Genomic DNA, 15,107 nt, shown 5'->3' with positions numbered 1-15,107 from the left:
AATATAAGTTTGGTTATAGCAATTTGTCAATAGCTTTTGCCATTGCTTCATCCTTAGCGGTGATGATATCACCGGCATCATGTGTGCACAGGAATATTTCCACTTTATTATAAACGTTGCTCCAGTTGGGATGGTGATCCATTTTCTCTGCGATCAGTGCAACCTTGGTCATAAATGCAAACGCATCCCGAAAGTCTTTGAATTCAAAAGCCCGGTAAAGCTGTTTATTTCTTTCTTCCCACATAAAAAATCAGGAATTTAAAGGTAAAACATCGGGTCTGTCATGGAATCTGGTCAAAATATTACCGCTGATGCGTCGTGCCTCTCCTAAAAAATAAGGTTCATCTTATTCTTGATCTCTCTGATATCAAGTAAAGATACTAATTGTACAAGCGGAACAAGGCGTAATTCTTCTAATAATTTTTTTACATCGCCGGGTTGGTAGTAATCCCCCTTGATCATCCACAGAAAATTGATCTGTTTAAGTTCGGGCAGCAGGAATTCTGCCTGGCAACGGTTGTTATAAAGGTAGTGTGCTACTGAATTGGTTGGTTCGTGAAACTCAAATACGGGGAAATGAAAAGATCTTGTTTTTTTAGACAGGGTAATTTCCAGGTTGTTATTCACCCGGAAGTTGGTATGCAACTGCCGGTTAATATGCCAGCACAACTGATAATCCCGCGTAGTGGAAGCGATGCCGATTACGTAGGTGCTTTCAAAGAAGTCCTCTACCAATTGGTCGTTGTCCAGTTTAAGCTTGAGTATTGTCATATGGAAAAGTAGCGCTGCACCCTGTCCGGATGTTGAATTAATATTTTATCCTTTCTTTTTACTGCCCTTTTTTAAAGGTTGTCCCGGATCCCAAAATACGGCTTTAAAATTTTCTATTTTATCTTCTTTTACAACTATTCCTTCCTGTTCCAGTAATTCCTGCATCAGGGTAGGGGTGGCAAAATGACTCCGGCCGCTGAGTTCTCCTTTGCTGTTTACCACACGATGCGCGGGAACAGGCGGTTTGGCGCTGCCGGCTGCATTCATGGCCCAGCCAACCATGCGGCCGGTGAGCTTTAAGCCGGAAGCGTCTGCAATGGCGCCATAGGAGGTTACCCGGCCGCGCGGTATGGTGCGTGCAATTTTAAAAACCGTTTCAAAAAAAGAAACCGGCTCAGCGGCCTTCTTTTCCTTCGTCCCTGCGGCGGGCAAGGAGTGCTGATCTTTCGGGTTCGGGTACTTTTTCATAATTAAATGGACAGTGCTTACAGCCGTTGCCGCAACAGAAGCCCCGGTCGAGGTGGAATTTTTCGGTAAATACCATATAGCCCTGGGCATTATAGTAGAAATCAATCTTCTCCACCAACGGTTGCTTCATCGGAAGGCAGTTTAATGCTTTGCCAGTTCAACGGTGCAGCAGGCAATTGAAATTTGAGATAACGGATTGTTCTGCCATCGGCGAGGTGCATGCCTTCATAAAAGGTCTGGATTCTCAGCAACGGCGGTACTTCCGGTAATGCGTATACATCAGGAATATCTTCTATTAACGTGCATCCGGCCGCGGCAATTACTTCCTGTGTGAAAGCATACAGCTGCGGGGAGTCTGTTTTCAGGTTAATGGTGGCTCCGGGCGCCAGCAAAGGCTGGAACAGCTGCAGGAACTTAGGGTGCGTTAATCTTTTCTTCGACTTGGAATTGCGCAGGAAAGGGTCAGGGAAGGTAATCCAGATGTCCTTTATTTCTCCCGGCGCAAAGTAATTATTGAGCTTATCTATTTGTGTACGCAGGAAAGCAGCGTTTGGCAGCGGTTCTTCCATGGCGGTTTTAGCGCCTCTCCAGATGCGGTTGCCTTTGAGATCCACGCCTAAAAAGTTCTGATCAGGAAACAGCCGGGCCATGCCCAGGGTATAGTCTCCTTTACCACAGGCCAGCTCTAATGTAACAGGGTGGCTGTTTTTGAAGAACTCATTCCATTTTCCCTGCATACCTTCCGGGTATATCAATACATTGGGGAAGGTTTCGATTTCAGCAAATCGTTGTAATTTTTTTTGTCCCATTTGCCGCAAAAATAGGGCGATTTTTTGAATGGGGGAGGGATAATGGGGAACTTGCCGCTTTGAGGCCGGGATATAAAAAAGAAAGATGCTGCCGGCTAGCCGGCAGCATCTTTTATAAGTAAGTACAGAAATTAGTAAGCACCTTGCACGGTCACATAGTTCCCGTCCGTATTGCCGTCTACTATCTTTTTTGCGTTTGTGCCGTCTGTTTTACAGGTATAGATGCCGCCGTCTTTTCCACTTGTACCTGACATTTCGTAGGTGCTGAATACCACGGTTTGGCCATCCGGTGTGAGGGAAGCTTCATCTCCTACCACGATATTGGGCGGTAAGGTGACATTTATTTTGTGTTTGTTACTGCCGTCCAGCTTACAGATCCAGATTTCGGATGCCGTAGTGCCTGGGCCGGTTTTAACGTAGTTAATGTATAACACAATATCCAGTTGTCTTAATGTGGTGCCGGTAACAGGAGTTTCGGCATTGGCTTCTTTTTTACAGCTCATCTGGGTGATGATAACCGCTGCATTAAAGGCTAAGAGGGCTACGGTACCTAATAAAAGTTTTTTCATGATAACTTTATATTTGAATTAATTCAAATATAAAACATCGTGATATAAAATAAAAAAAGCCCGTAAGCATGATAACTTACGAGCTCTTTAAACCAATTAAGCTGTAGGAGGAGGAGTCGAACCTCCACGGGGCAGTTAGCTATAGCACAAGTAAGATTAGTGGTCAACCCAATTATACTACGTTTATCCTGTGATCCCCACCCCCGAGACAAGAGGGCATGTCTGCCAATTTCATCATCCCACAATGTGTTTGAATCGTTACCAGCTATTGCTTTTCGTTAGCCGTTGTCGTAATGATTATGATGCAAATCTAAAGAGAAGGTGACTTTCTTGCAAATTTTTTAAGAAGAATTTTGGAATTTTCGATATTTTTTAAATATTTGCATATAACTTTAAAACATTCAAAAACAAATTGTAAAAATGAGCCACAATTTGAATATTGACAAACTAGATTTGCAGATTATCAGCGAGATGATGTCTAATGCTGAGATCTCCTACGCCGACCTGGGGAAGAAATTGTTCGTTTCCGGCGGGACTATCCACGTGAGAATGAAGAAATTACAAGAACTGGGTGTAGTTAAAGGTACTAAATTACATGTAGATTTAAAAATGATCGGCTATGATGTGATCGCTTTTATCGGCATTTATCTGGAAAAAAGCTCCATGTACGACACTGTCGCCAAGGAATTAAGGAAAATACCCGAAATGGTACGCCTTAATTATACAACAGGCAGTTATAGCATGTTTGCTGAGATCATCTGTAAAGATATCACCCAACTCCGCCGTATCCTCCACGATGAACTGCAGAAAATTAAAGGTATTGAGAGAACTGAAACCCTGATTTCCCTCGAAGAAAGCTTCTACAGAACAATTAACGTGGTGGAATAATTGGTTTTTAAGAATGGAAAGTTTACCCTGTTGCTATTTCATTCTTAATTATTAATTTTCATCATGGTTACAACAGAAATTGCCGAAAAAATTCAACGGCTGGAAGAAAAGTATGCCGCTATGGGGCAGAACCTGTCGTCCTACCTGGATGGCCTTCTGTATGCGGACTACCTCACTTATTGGGACTATATTCAACTTGATGTACTGCTTAATCTGCAACATCCACGCACACCAATTCCTGATGAAAGGATTTTCATCATCTATCACCAGATCACGGAATTGTATCTGAAATTATCGTTGCAGGCAATCGAGCAAATCAGCCTCGCACCCGTACTGTCGGCTGAGATATTTAAAACCCAGCTTAAAAGGATCAACAACTATTTCCACAGCCTTATCAGCTCATTTGAAATAATGGTGGATGGGATGGATAAGGAACAGTTCCTGCAATTCCGCATGGCACTGTTGCCTGCCAGTGGCTTCCAGAGCGGACAATTCCGCATGATCGAAATCTGCTCTACCCGGTTAAACAACCTGGTATACGAACCCCAGCGCCCGGAAGTGGAAGGGCTGGAACTAAAAGATGTGCTGGAGAAAATTTACTGGAGAAGCGGCGCCACGGAACTGGCTACCGGTAAAAAAACACTCACCCTCCGCCAGTTTGAGCTGAAATATATGGATACCTTCCTCAAACTGGCTACTGAGTACAAAGACAATAACCTGCTCGCCAGCTATAAAAAGCTTTCTCCCGCAGAACAAACGGAATTAATTCCCCTGCTAAAGGAATACGATCTCAATGTAAACGTGCGCTGGCCGCTGATGCACTACAAATCCGCAGTAAGATACCTGCATAAAAAACCGGAAGACATCGCCGCCACAGGAGGTACCAACTGGCAGCAATTCCTGCCGCCGAAAAATAAACGCATCGTTTTCTTCCCCGAACTATGGACGGATGAAGAACTCAGCAACTGGGGCAAAATTGCAATGGGAGAGTAACTGATATCAGATATCCTGTGTAGTAAATCTTCTTAAATAGTAAGCCAGTAGCGGTACATCCGCTTTTTCCAGTGGATGTGGCGTATCCGGCATCACCGTTAGCTGCGCCAGTGGAAGGGCGTTGTATACCTCGATGGTTTCCTGGAAAGACACCATGTTATCGCGGTCGCCCATCATCAGCATGCAGGGGGTTACCACCCGGGCATAATCTGCCGGTTTCAGCAGCGACTGATGTCCCAGCTCTTCTATCAGCTGCGCCGTGCGTGTTACCACGGTTTTCCAGTCGCTGGCGGTATGCCTTGCCTCCAGCACCCGTGCAAAGGCGGGAACTTTCTCTTCAATTAAATCCGGGTTCAGCTGCCGGATCTCTTTACCGGCGGTAGCCTCGTTCCAGTTGAACTTGGTGGCCAGCGTAATTACACGCCCTGTTTTTTCGGGGTAATGTCTTGCCAGGTACATCGCCACATACCCACCCATGCTGTATCCGAAAATGTGTACAAAGTCGAGTTGATGGGTTTCCAGATAGGATAATACTTCCGCCGCAAATACCTGGATGCTGAACCCCTGCTCGGAAAAAGGCACATCACCATGCCCGCTGAAATTAATCAGGTGCACATCGTAATGGTCGGACATTTCCTTAGCCAGCGGTTCAAATTGGGAAGCGGCGCCCAGTGCGCCATGTAAAAAAAGTATGGGGAGTTTATGTGTTTGCATTGACTAAAACTAGCAAACATTTTGGATTTGCCTGTTTGATTGTTTGAATTTTTCAGGGAGATAACATTTTTTTATCTCCCTGAAATGCTCAAAAAACAGCATAACCAAATCATCTGGCCAGGTATGCTCCATCAATGGGATAGTAGCTGCCGGTTACGAAAGAGGATTGCGGAGAACTGAGCCATAATACCAGTTCTGCTACCTCTTCCGGCTTGCCTAGCCGGCCTATGGGATGCAAACCTACAAGTGCCTGCATCTCCTGCTGGCTCAGATGTTTGGTTAATAATGGGGTTTCAATAAATCCCGGCCCCACGGCGTTTACCCGGATGCCTTTGGCCGAATATTCTACTGCCGCCGCCTGCGTAAGCCCTACCACGCCATGTTTGGCGGCTACATAGGCGCAGGAACCGGCAAAACCTACCGCTCCCAGTATGGACGCCATGTTCACAATTACGCCGCTGCCGGCCTTTTCCATCACAGGCAACTGGTAACGCATGCCATAAAAAACGCCATTGAGATTTATGTTAATAACTTTTTGCCAGTCCTCCAGCTTGTATTCGCCCGTAGGCGCCGCCGCGCCGCCAATCCCGGCATTATTGCAGGCAATGTCCAGTTGTTTGAACTCCGCCAGGGTTTTGGATACGAGTTGCTCGCAATCCGCCGGACTGCTGGTATCCGATTTTACAAAAATGGCCTTGCCACCTTTACTCCTGATGCCATCTGCCACTGCGTTTCCGCCCTTTTCATCAATATCGCTGAGCACTACAGCGGCGCCATTGGCTGCATACAGTTCGGCCACACATTTACCAATGCCGGAACCTGCGCCTGTAACCAGCGCTACCTTGTTTTTCAATTGGTCCATAACAATGTTTTTTGCTCTAATAAACAATACAGCCCAATGAAATGTTCCTCATATTTTTTTATTATGTTTGCATAGATGTTGCCGATTAATTTTCTTCACTTAAGATGTCCCATCATCAAATCATGTTTTTTTAAATACTAGTAATGGAATACAATACCACGCGCAATTACCTGATAATGAAGGAATATGGCAGGAATATCCAGAAAATGGTGGAGTACCTGGTAACCATAGAAGACGACGAAGAGCGCCAGCGTAATGCTATGGCTGTAATAGAGCTGATGGGTACGCTGAACCCGCATTTACGTAATGTGGAAGACTTCAGGCATAAATTATGGGATCATATTTTTAATATCTCCGGCTTTACCCTGAAGGTGGAATCACCATATCCAATCCCCACTATTGAAAAGCTCAGAGCCAAGCCCGACAGACTTCCTTATCCCAAAAAATATCCCAGGAACCGTCACTTCGGCAAAAACCTGGAAATGATCATTGATAAAGCCGTACATGAAGATAATCCTGAAAAAAAAGAAGGATTTACCCAGTGTATCGGTAACTATATGAAACTGGCCTACAGTAACTGGCATAAGGAAAGTGTACACGATGATGCCATCAAGGCAGAATTACTGGCCATTACAGACAACCAGCTGGAATACCACCCGGGTCATACTGCCCATATTCCAGGCCCTGTAAGCTTCGCACCAAGCGGTAACGTAGCAGGTGCCGGCGACCAGTTCCGCTCCAATAAGCGCAAAAACTTCCAGCAAAACAAGTTCAAAAGCAGCAACAGCGGCAGTGGCGGCAGCAAAAGCCGGGATAATAACAATAAGCACAATAACAAATACAACAAAAACAGGAACAAGTGAGTAGTGCTTTTGAAGTAAGAGGCGGCAACCGCTTAAAGGGGGAAATTATACCCCAGGGTGCCAAAAACGAAGCTTTACAAATCATCAGTGCCGTGATGCTAACCCCCGAAAAGGTTACTATCACCAATATTCCGGATATAGTAGATGTAAATCTGCTGATAGAGTTGTTAGGAGATGCTGGCGTAAAATTGAATCGTATCAGCAGGGACACCTGCGAATTTCAGGCAGATGCAGTAGATCTGAAGTACCTGGAAAGCCCTGAATTTAAAAAGAAATCCGGCCGGCTCCGTGGTTCGGTGATGATTGCAGGTCCGCTGCTGGCAAGGTTCGGACGTGCCTTCATCCCAAAACCCGGTGGCGATAAAATAGGCCGTCGCAGACTGGATACCCATATCATCGGGTTCGAGAAACTGGGAGCCAGGTTTGTATATGATGCGGATGATAACTACTTCCGCCTGGAATCTTCCGGAGGGCTCAAAGGCACCTATATGTTGCTGGATGAGCCAAGCGTTACCGGTACCGCCAATATTGTAATGGCAGCCGTAATGGCCGAAGGAACCACCACTATTTACAACGCTGCCTGCGAACCATATCTGCAGCAGCTGTGTAAAATGCTGAACCGGATGGGCGCCCGCATCAGCGGAGTAGGCTCCAACCTCCTCACCATTGAAGGCGTAAAATACCTGGGCGGCTGCGAACACAGCATGCTCCCGGATATGATCGAAATAGGCTCCTTCATTGGCCTGGCCGCCATGACGCAAAGCGAAATCACGATTAAGAATGCAGGCGTAGATAACCTGGGTATCATCCCGGAGAAATTCCGGCAGTTAGGTATCCAACTGGAAATCAGGGGAAACGATATCTATATTCCTTCCCAGGACTCCTACGAAATCCAGACATTCCTGGATGGCTCCATTCTTACCATTTCTGATCATCCCTGGCCCGGATTTACACCGGATCTGCTGAGCATTGTGCTGGTTGTAGCCACACAGGCAAAAGGCAGCGTGATGATCCATCAGAAAATGTTTGAAAGCCGCCTGTTTTTCGTGGATAAACTGATAGACATGGGCGCTCAGATCGTATTATGCGATCCGCACCGTGCCGTGGTAATCGGTTTGGGCCGTCAGCACAACCTGCGCGGTATCACCATGTCGTCTCCCGATATCCGTGCCGGTGTATCCCTGCTGATCGCTGCACTCAGCGCAGAAGGAAAGAGCACCATTCAGAACATTGACCAGATAGACCGTGGCTACCAGTACATCGACGAGAGGTTGAGAAAACTGGGAGCAGACATAAAAAGAGTATAAACAGTTGTTCATACTTCATCAAAGCCCAAATACCAGCAAAACATTTTACTGGTTTTTGGGTTTTGCATTTGGAGTAACCGCTACCTTGATTGTAATTAATAATGGAAAGAAAGATCATCATCGTTACCGCTCCTTCAGGCGCCGGTAAAACCACCATCGTAAAAAAGCTGCTGGCCAATATGCCGGTACTGTCCTTTTCTATTTCCGCCAGCACCCGCACCCCGCGTGCCAGCGAAGTAAACGGAAAAGACTACTACTTCCTGTCTTCCGATGAATTTCATCAGCGGATTGAAGAAAACGCCTTTGCAGAATATGAAATGGTGTATGCCGGTAAATATTACGGTACCCTGAAAAGTGAACTGGAGCGTATCTGGAACAACAACCAGATCCCGATGGTGGATATTGATGTAAAAGGCGCTTTATCTATCAAAGAAAAATATCACAACAACGCACTCACTATTTTCATACAGCCCCCCTCGTTAGATGCCCTGCGCGTCAGGCTCAGCGAAAGAGGCACGGAAACACAGTCTTCCCTGGACGAACGGCTCGCCAAGGCCCGCTATGAGCTGTCGTTTTCCCATGAATTCGACGAGATTGTAGTAAACGACGAACTGGAGCACGCCTACCAGGAAGTGAAAAGGCTGGTGACAGATTTTTTAAATATAAAATAGCGACGTGATCGTTGGTTTTCCTAATTCGTTATTTTTGTTAGGATGGACGGATACACTATAATTATTTTGGTTTTCCTGGTATTGCTGGCAGGCTTCTTTTCAGGTATCGAAGCTGCATTTGCCAATGTTAACAAACTTAGCATTGAGCTCAAAAAAAAGCAAGGCAGGGCTACTGGCAAAATATTGGCCAGTCTGAACGAGAACCCCAGTCGCTTCCTGGCTACCAGCCTGGTAGGATTCACAATTACCATAGTCGTTTATGGGATCCTTGTGGCAGGCGTATTTCAGCCGGCACTGGACACTATTATGCGGAAGCCTGATTCAGCCAGCATTCAGCCCTTTATTATTTTCGTTGAAATAATACTGGCTACCCTGTTGGTATTATTCCTGGGCTTTTTTATCCCACGGGCAATTTTCCGGTCAAGACCGGAAACGTTACTCAGTTTCTTTGCACTACCCGTGTCTATAGTGGCCAAGCCGCTGTATGTGATCGGTAATGTACTTGCTTCCATCTCAGAATGGATGCTGAAATATTTGTTCAATGTCCGTATCGTGGAAAACGGTGAATCCTTTACCCGCGTGGATGTAGAGCATTTTATCCGGCAGTCGCAACAGCATTTTGGGGAAAATAACCAGGAGCTGAATACAGAACTGTTTGAAAACGCCTTGTCACTTGCACACGTAAAAATCCGTGGCTGTCTTATTCCCCGCAAGGAAATAGAAGCGCTGGAAATACACCGGCCCCTCAGCGATGCCCGGAATAAATTTATGGATACCAAACTATCTAAGATCATTATTTACGAAGGTTCCATCGATAATATCCTGGGCTATATCCACCAGCTGGATATGTTTAAAAGCCCGCCGGATATCAAAAGCATCATTCATCCGATATTGGCTGTGCCCGAAACAATGAGCGCCATCGATCTCCTCAGCAAGTTTAATAAAGAACGCAAAAGTATTGCCTGGGTAGTAGATGAGTTCGGAGGAACAGCAGGTATTGTAACAATTGAAGATGTACTGGAAGAAATTTTCGGAGAAATCAAAGATGAACATGATGAAGAAGAATTCGTAGAGAAGCAGATTGCCGAAAAAGAATATATTTTTTCAGGAAGATTAGAACTCGATTATTTGAATGAGAGATATGGACTGGATTTTCCGGAAGATGAAAGTGAAACCTTATCGGGCTACATCATCAACCATCACGAAACCATTCCGAAGATCAAAGAACGCATTATAATCGACGATTATGAGTTTGATATTCTGAATGTTACGGATACCAGGATCGAAATGGTGAAGATGAAGATGTTAGTTTAAGATTCACCGTTAAACTGGTTGACTTATCAGATATTAATATGATATAATTATTTCCTTAATGTAACGCTTAACGATACAATAACAATTTTGCTAAAACGTTTTTAAAAAAAGTAGTAGGAATTTAACACGGATTGTATACATTTGCTTCAGATGATGTAACACAATGATTTGATTTTTGTTAAAAGGTTGTAAAAAAAGTGTTCCAACATTGATAATAAAATAATTCTTGTTATTTTTGTATTACAATATAAAACGCAACCAGGGATTCTTACTTATTCTGAACGCTTGCCATCAATTAGGTAAGTAGTTTAACTGGAAGCTAAAGACATTCTCGAATTCAACTTTTTTGGGGTTAACAAACAATGGATGAAAGGCCGGCTCTTGATTCTTCTCGGGCTGGCTCTTTTTTTTCTCCCAACTGCTCTCTCACTTTCTCCCTTTTTTCTTCTTCCTGATTTTTTCTTTTTACATACATGCAGTGAGCATGAACACCACTCTGCTTAAAGCAATATTAAAATAGGCACTTTATACGCGGTACACTGTAATTTGTAGTATGCAACAGCTATATTTGTGATCCTTAATAAGAAACTGTATTCAACATCGTTCGACCGTATAAAGTATGTTAAAGAAATTGTTCGCAAGCAATGAGGATAAGGCAGAAATGTCCTTTTTCGACCACCTGGAAGATCTCCGGTGGCACCTTGTCAGATCGGCCCTGGCACTTGTTGCATTCAGCGTATTCGGCTTTTTATATACACAGGAAATTCTGGACAACGTAATTTTCGGACCTACCAACGCCGATTTCCCCTCTTATGTGGCATTATGTAAAATCAGTCATTGGGTAGGACTGGGAGATCAGCTCTGTATTACGCCTGTAAAGGTCCAGTTTTTGAATTATAAGATGGTAGGGCAGATCATGTTGCAATTTAAACTGGCGTTCATGATTGGCTTTATTTGTGCCTTTCCTTACATTTTCTGGGAGTTTTGGCGCTTCGTAAAACCAGCACTGAAAGAAAAAGAACTGAAAGGAGCAAGAGGCGTGATCTTCTGGGTATCTTTTCAATTTTTCCTCGGGATCGGATTTGCCTATTTCCTGATGGCGCCTTTCACTATCAACTTCCTTGCTTCCTACACCGTTACAGCAAAAGCTGTAAACCAGTTTTTTATAGATGACTATTTTGATCTGATGACACAGATCGTACTGGGTATGGGCATTCTGTTTGAATTGCCTATTCTCGTATTTTTCCTCACCAAACTGGGCATCCTCACACCGGAATTCCTCAAATCTTACAGACGCCATGCTATTGTGGTGATCCTGATCCTGGCTGCAGTAATCACCCCACCGGATCTCATAGATCAGCTGATCGTATTCGTTCCCTTATACTGTCTGTATGAAATCAGTATCTTTATATCGAAAAAGGCGCTGAAAGACCGTGAAGACAAGATGACTAAAACAGAGGTGGAAGAGTGGTCCTAGTTCTCTCTAACAGTTAATAAGATATTTAAAATGGAAAATACCATATTTAACCTGACATTGCCAGTAGCTATCGGTTCTGATCATGCAGGATATGAATATAAAGAAGAAGTGATTTCTTTCCTGGAATCGAAAGGCTTGCAGGTAAAGGATTATGGCACTCACTCGAAAGACTCCGTGGACTATCCTGATTATGCACACCCGGTATCTACAGCAGTGGAAAGGGAACAAGCTGCGTTCGGGATCCTGATCTGCGGCAGCGCCAACGGAGTAGCCATTACCGCCAACAAACACCAGGGAATCCGCGCTGCGATTTGCTGGGGAGAAGAGCTGGCGCGACTGGCACGTTCACACAACAACGCAAACGTGTTGTGTATCCCTGCCCGTTTTGTGGATATTCCCGCTGCCAATCAAATGGTAGAAGTGTTTATCGGTACACCGTTTGAAGGCGGCCGTCACCAGGACCGGGTCCGTAAAATGGTTTGCCTGTAACGGTTTTAAGCCATATATCATTTTTTACTGTAACGAATACACGAAATTGTGGTAATATTAAAGAGCCGGCTTCCAACCGGCTCTTTTTTTTAATATACATGTGAATCTGACTATAAAAAAATACTCCATGAGAGTTCCCTTTGCTGTTGCTTTTCTGTTGCTGATGAATATTGCGCAGGCACAAACCAATAACGGCGTGGCTGCAGAATATGGTGAAACCATAACCGCCGGTGGTCTTAGCCGGCAACTCCACATCATTGCAGGACCGGAAATGGAAGGAAGGGAAACCGCTACAAGAGGGCAGGAGAGGGCTGCCGCTTATATTATCAGCCAGTTTTCAGCGGCAGGACTTCAACCCGGCGCCAATGGGAAATGGGAACAATATTATCCTATCTATTCAGATAGTTTGCTCAAAAGCACCATCACCGTTCGCAATAAAACATATTCATTTGCACAGGATTTTCTTGCTGATCTGCGCTCCGGTAACAAACAGGACTTACGCGTATCCCGCGTATTTTATGCAGATGCAGGAGTAGTAACCGCAGATCATAACGACTACCAGAACATGGATGTAAAGGGACAGGTAGTAATGATCCGGGATGACGTGAGGAGAGGACTACAGCGGGACCGCCGTAGCCTCGATGAAAGAATCAGCACTGCAAAAAGTAAAGGCGTGGCCGCCCTGCTGATCATCAGCCCTGCGGCCGGCAGATACCGTTCCCTGGAGCAAAAGAAACTGCATACCACCGGTCTTTACTGGCAGAAGGATACCTCCTGGAATCCGAATATCTACTACATCACACCCGCACTTGCCGCCGACATACTCAATACCGACAAAGGAGATAACCTCCTCGAAGAAATAGACAGGGGCTGGAAACCAGCTGCCGTTACGCAAACACCGGTTCATCTTGTTTTTGATAAAGCAGCCACAGTATTACAACCCTCCAACGTACTCGCCTACCTGGAAGGCACGGATAAAAAAGACGAAATTGTTTTCGTTACCGCCCACTATGATCATCTCGGCAAAAAAGATGACGAGATTTTTTACGGTGCAGATGACGACGGATCAGGTACCAGTGCGGTGATAGAAATAGCCGCTGCATTTGCCCGCGCAAAAAAAGCCGGCAACGGCCCACGGAGAAGCATGGTATTTATGACCGTGTCCGGTGAGGAAAAAGGACTGCTTGGCTCCCAGTATTATACGGAACATCCTGTTTATCCGTTAGCCAACACTGTCACCGATCTGAATATTGATATGATAGGACGCATTGATCCTGCGCATGAAAGAGATACCAACTATGTGTATATTATCGGCGATAATAAACTGAGTTCCGAACTGCGGCCCATTAATGAAAAGGCCAATGATACCTATACCCATCTTAAACTGGACTATAAATACAACGACCCCAACGATCCGGAAGGATTCTACTACCGCTCAGATCATTATATGTTTGCCCAACACGGTATTCCGATCATTTTTTATTTTAATGGCACACACGCTGATTATCACGCTCCAACGGATACGGTTGATAAAATCAGTTATAACCTCCTGGCGAAAAGAGCCCGCCTGGTTTTCTACACCGCCTGGGACATTGCCAACCGCGAGCAGAAACTGGTAGTAGACCGGCACGAAAAGTAACCCGATCAGCTCAAATCTTCCAAAAATCTCTTATTTCCGGTATAGAAGTACCGGTTAAATCCTTTTTGTTTTTTTTAACAAAATTTTTTAAATTGTGTATAGAGTCTTATTTTTTTTAGAAGGCAATAAATACATATTTCTTTTTTTGTATTTAAATGAACAGGTGAATCAAGATTAGTTAAGGTGTTATAAGGCGATTATTTCACTGAGAGCAGGCCTCCCCATTAAACATTTTTAACTAAGTTGTTGTTGTTCAATCGGTATTTATAGGATCAAGTGGAATTTTAACGGTAATGGAAAGCAGAACCGGTTCCCACTATTTGTAACCATATAAACTTACCAGTGTGGAAACACCTGCCACCTTTTCTGTTTTAAAAAAGTACTATCCCACAAGGAGAGCACCCTTGTGCCCTGATCGATGTTGCAACGGAAACACCTGGTTACATGTCTTGTAGTATTGTTATTATTAATTATCCTGGTTGTTCAGAATGTTGAGAAACGGAGAGGCTTACAGCACGTAATGGTACACCCTGCCATAAATACAGCACTCGTAGTGGAAACCTAAAACTGAGAATGCATGCCTGATTTTTATAGCGCTTATTGGTGGCTCTTTTTGTTGAGAGGAATTTTCGCCCTGGTATTGGGAGTGCTGGCCGTTGGTTGGCCCGGTGCTACTTTTACCACATTGATCGTTTTCTTAGGCGCCTATCTTTTTATCGCCGGCCTTTTTGCTGTTGCCGGCGCAATAGCTGCCCGGAAAACGAACGAAAACTGGGGTATTTTCCTGCTTTCAGGGCTGTTAGGCGTTATATTAGGTATCCTCACTTTTTACAATCCTTTTGCCACCGGCGCGGCACTCATTTACGTGGTTGCTTTCTGGGCTATGCTGGCGGGCCTGTTTGAACTGATTATTGCCATCAGGTTAAGAAAAGTGATAACAGGCGAGGGCTGGTATATTGCAGGTGGTTTGCTGACTATCATCTTTGGAATTCTCCTGGTTGCAAACCCTGTAGCAGCGGCGGTTACACTTACCTGGATCTTTGGTATATATGCCATCTTCACAGGAATCATGCTCGTATTGCTTTCATTCAGATTGCGCAGCAGGAGTTAAACGATAGCTATATTGATATAACTGAAGAATACGGTACCCTGTTTTACTATTTTTAAAGTACCCCATTATGCAAGCTTATTCTTTAACTAAAACCTTTTTTATGATTGTCGCAACACCTGGTTAGGGCGCCTGTTGCCGCCATTTATCAGGGTGTTGATACCT

Annotated in this window: 18 protein-coding genes; 10 read left to right on the top strand and 8 right to left on the bottom strand. The window is 44.6% G+C overall.

Annotated elements, in window-relative coordinates:
- Positions 1–13 precede the first annotated feature (13 nt).
- From B5Z18_RS19815 to B5Z18_RS19790, 6 genes are all read right to left on the bottom strand, one after another.
- Positions 14–244, bottom strand: a complete 231-nt coding sequence (locus B5Z18_RS19815; RefSeq protein ID WP_079471229.1) for a 4a-hydroxytetrahydrobiopterin dehydratase — start codon at positions 242–244, stop codon at positions 14–16.
- An 83-nt stretch (positions 245–327) separates the two neighbouring features.
- Entirely contained in the window at positions 328–771 is a 444-nt protein-coding gene (locus tag B5Z18_RS19810) for an IPExxxVDY family protein (RefSeq protein ID WP_079471228.1), read from the bottom strand.
- Positions 772–816: 45 nt separating this feature from the next.
- A complete protein-coding gene (locus tag B5Z18_RS19805; protein WP_079471227.1) occupies positions 817–1,239 on the bottom strand; it encodes an MGMT family protein in 423 nt (140 codons plus the stop codon).
- A complete protein-coding gene (locus tag B5Z18_RS19800; protein WP_079471226.1) occupies positions 1,166–1,369 on the bottom strand; it encodes a C1orf53 family protein in 204 nt (67 codons plus the stop codon). Before B5Z18_RS19800 ends, B5Z18_RS19805 begins: the two co-directional genes overlap by 74 nt.
- Positions 1,341–2,048, bottom strand: a complete 708-nt coding sequence (trmB, locus tag B5Z18_RS19795) for a tRNA (guanosine(46)-N7)-methyltransferase TrmB (RefSeq protein ID WP_079471225.1) — start codon at positions 2,046–2,048, stop codon at positions 1,341–1,343. The genes B5Z18_RS19800 and trmB overlap by 29 nt, the downstream gene beginning before the upstream one ends.
- A gap of 131 nt (positions 2,049–2,179) precedes the next feature.
- Positions 2,180–2,617 (bottom strand): TolB-like translocation protein, encoded by a 438-nt coding sequence (locus tag B5Z18_RS19790; protein ID WP_079471224.1) that lies wholly within the window; start codon positions 2,615–2,617, stop codon positions 2,180–2,182.
- A gap of 420 nt (positions 2,618–3,037) precedes the next feature.
- Here B5Z18_RS19790 and B5Z18_RS19785 point away from each other — a divergent pair, with 420 nt between their 5' ends.
- The gene (locus tag B5Z18_RS19785) at positions 3,038–3,505 is read left to right on the top strand and encodes an Lrp/AsnC ligand binding domain-containing protein (RefSeq protein WP_079471223.1); all 468 of its coding nucleotides are present in this window, start codon (positions 3,038–3,040) and stop codon (positions 3,503–3,505) included.
- Between the two features lie 63 nt (positions 3,506–3,568).
- Positions 3,569–4,498, top strand: coding sequence for a tryptophan 2,3-dioxygenase family protein (locus tag B5Z18_RS19780; protein WP_079471222.1), 930 nt, complete (start codon positions 3,569–3,571; stop codon positions 4,496–4,498).
- A gap of 6 nt (positions 4,499–4,504) precedes the next feature.
- Here the strand turns inward: B5Z18_RS19780 and B5Z18_RS19775 are convergent, their stop codons facing one another.
- Both B5Z18_RS19775 and B5Z18_RS19770 read right to left on the bottom strand, forming a co-directional pair.
- Positions 4,505–5,212 carry an alpha/beta fold hydrolase gene (locus B5Z18_RS19775; RefSeq protein ID WP_079471221.1) on the bottom strand — a complete coding sequence of 236 codons (708 nt, stop codon included), beginning with the start codon at positions 5,210–5,212 and terminating at the stop codon, positions 4,505–4,507.
- Between the two features lie 109 nt (positions 5,213–5,321).
- The gene (locus B5Z18_RS19770) at positions 5,322–6,074 is read right to left on the bottom strand and encodes an SDR family NAD(P)-dependent oxidoreductase (protein WP_079471220.1); all 753 of its coding nucleotides are present in this window, start codon (positions 6,072–6,074) and stop codon (positions 5,322–5,324) included.
- 143 nt (positions 6,075–6,217) lie between these two features.
- Here B5Z18_RS19770 and B5Z18_RS19765 point away from each other — a divergent pair, with 143 nt between their 5' ends.
- The 8 genes from B5Z18_RS19765 (at position 6,218) to B5Z18_RS19730 (ending at position 14,945) form a co-directional block, all read left to right on the top strand.
- On the top strand, positions 6,218–6,937 hold the full coding sequence (locus B5Z18_RS19765; protein ID WP_079471219.1) for a DUF4290 domain-containing protein: 720 nt from the start codon (positions 6,218–6,220) through the stop codon (positions 6,935–6,937).
- A complete protein-coding gene (gene murA, locus B5Z18_RS19760; RefSeq protein WP_079471218.1) occupies positions 6,934–8,244 on the top strand; it encodes a UDP-N-acetylglucosamine 1-carboxyvinyltransferase in 1,311 nt (436 codons plus the stop codon). The genes B5Z18_RS19765 and murA overlap by 4 nt, the downstream gene beginning before the upstream one ends.
- Before the next feature lie 101 nt (positions 8,245–8,345).
- A complete protein-coding gene (gmk, locus tag B5Z18_RS19755; protein ID WP_079471217.1) occupies positions 8,346–8,915 on the top strand; it encodes a guanylate kinase in 570 nt (189 codons plus the stop codon).
- A gap of 42 nt (positions 8,916–8,957) precedes the next feature.
- Positions 8,958–10,229 carry a hemolysin family protein gene (locus B5Z18_RS19750; RefSeq protein ID WP_079471216.1) on the top strand — a complete coding sequence of 424 codons (1,272 nt, stop codon included), beginning with the start codon at positions 8,958–8,960 and terminating at the stop codon, positions 10,227–10,229.
- A 619-nt stretch (positions 10,230–10,848) separates the two neighbouring features.
- The gene (tatC, locus tag B5Z18_RS19745) at positions 10,849–11,706 is read left to right on the top strand and encodes a twin-arginine translocase subunit TatC (RefSeq protein WP_079471215.1); all 858 of its coding nucleotides are present in this window, start codon (positions 10,849–10,851) and stop codon (positions 11,704–11,706) included.
- Positions 11,707–11,736: 30 nt separating this feature from the next.
- Positions 11,737–12,195 carry a ribose 5-phosphate isomerase B gene (gene rpiB / locus B5Z18_RS19740; protein WP_079471214.1) on the top strand — a complete coding sequence of 153 codons (459 nt, stop codon included), beginning with the start codon at positions 11,737–11,739 and terminating at the stop codon, positions 12,193–12,195.
- A gap of 127 nt (positions 12,196–12,322) precedes the next feature.
- A complete protein-coding gene (locus B5Z18_RS19735) occupies positions 12,323–13,834 on the top strand; it encodes a M28 family peptidase (RefSeq protein WP_079471213.1) in 1,512 nt (503 codons plus the stop codon).
- Between the two features lie 577 nt (positions 13,835–14,411).
- Positions 14,412–14,945: an HdeD family acid-resistance protein gene (locus tag B5Z18_RS19730; protein WP_079471212.1), complete on the top strand. Its 534-nt coding sequence runs from the start codon at positions 14,412–14,414 to the stop codon at positions 14,943–14,945.
- Positions 14,946–15,107 lie beyond the last annotated feature (162 nt).

Source organism: Chitinophaga ginsengisegetis, assembly GCF_900168065.1.
GTDB classification, from domain to species: domain Bacteria; phylum Bacteroidota; class Bacteroidia; order Chitinophagales; family Chitinophagaceae; genus Chitinophaga; species Chitinophaga ginsengisegetis.
The sequence above is the reverse complement of the archived record's forward strand: the minus strand, read 5'-3'. Positions and strand labels throughout refer to the sequence as shown.

What these genes read in the sequence shown, in the direction of transcription:
- B5Z18_RS19815 (WP_079471229.1), bottom strand. Translation starts at nt 244, where the DNA reads ATGTGGGAAGAAAGAAATAAACAGCTTTACCGGGCTTTTGAATTCAAA.
- B5Z18_RS19810 (WP_079471228.1), bottom strand. Translation starts at nt 771, where the DNA reads ATGACAATACTCAAGCTTAAACTGGACAACGACCAATTGGTAGAGGAC.
- B5Z18_RS19805 (WP_079471227.1), bottom strand. Translation starts at nt 1,239, where the DNA reads ATGAAAAAGTACCCGAACCCGAAAGATCAGCACTCCTTGCCCGCCGCA.
- B5Z18_RS19800 (WP_079471226.1), bottom strand. Translation starts at nt 1,369, where the DNA reads ATGAAGCAACCGTTGGTGGAGAAGATTGATTTCTACTATAATGCCCAG.
- trmB (WP_079471225.1), bottom strand. Translation starts at nt 2,048, where the DNA reads ATGGGACAAAAAAAATTACAACGATTTGCTGAAATCGAAACCTTCCCC.
- B5Z18_RS19790 (WP_079471224.1), bottom strand. Translation starts at nt 2,617, where the DNA reads ATGAAAAAACTTTTATTAGGTACCGTAGCCCTCTTAGCCTTTAATGCA.
- B5Z18_RS19785 (WP_079471223.1), top strand. Translation starts at nt 3,038, where the DNA reads ATGAGCCACAATTTGAATATTGACAAACTAGATTTGCAGATTATCAGC.
- B5Z18_RS19780 (WP_079471222.1), top strand. Translation starts at nt 3,569, where the DNA reads ATGGTTACAACAGAAATTGCCGAAAAAATTCAACGGCTGGAAGAAAAG.
- B5Z18_RS19775 (WP_079471221.1), bottom strand. Translation starts at nt 5,212, where the DNA reads ATGCAAACACATAAACTCCCCATACTTTTTTTACATGGCGCACTGGGC.
- B5Z18_RS19770 (WP_079471220.1), bottom strand. Translation starts at nt 6,074, where the DNA reads ATGGACCAATTGAAAAACAAGGTAGCGCTGGTTACAGGCGCAGGTTCC.
- B5Z18_RS19765 (WP_079471219.1), top strand. Translation starts at nt 6,218, where the DNA reads ATGGAATACAATACCACGCGCAATTACCTGATAATGAAGGAATATGGC.
- gmk (WP_079471217.1), top strand. Translation starts at nt 8,346, where the DNA reads ATGGAAAGAAAGATCATCATCGTTACCGCTCCTTCAGGCGCCGGTAAA.
- B5Z18_RS19750 (WP_079471216.1), top strand. Translation starts at nt 8,958, where the DNA reads ATGGACGGATACACTATAATTATTTTGGTTTTCCTGGTATTGCTGGCA.
- tatC (WP_079471215.1), top strand. Translation starts at nt 10,849, where the DNA reads ATGTTAAAGAAATTGTTCGCAAGCAATGAGGATAAGGCAGAAATGTCC.
- rpiB (WP_079471214.1), top strand. Translation starts at nt 11,737, where the DNA reads ATGGAAAATACCATATTTAACCTGACATTGCCAGTAGCTATCGGTTCT.
- B5Z18_RS19735 (WP_079471213.1), top strand. Translation starts at nt 12,323, where the DNA reads ATGAGAGTTCCCTTTGCTGTTGCTTTTCTGTTGCTGATGAATATTGCG.
- B5Z18_RS19730 (WP_079471212.1), top strand. Translation starts at nt 14,412, where the DNA reads ATGCCTGATTTTTATAGCGCTTATTGGTGGCTCTTTTTGTTGAGAGGA.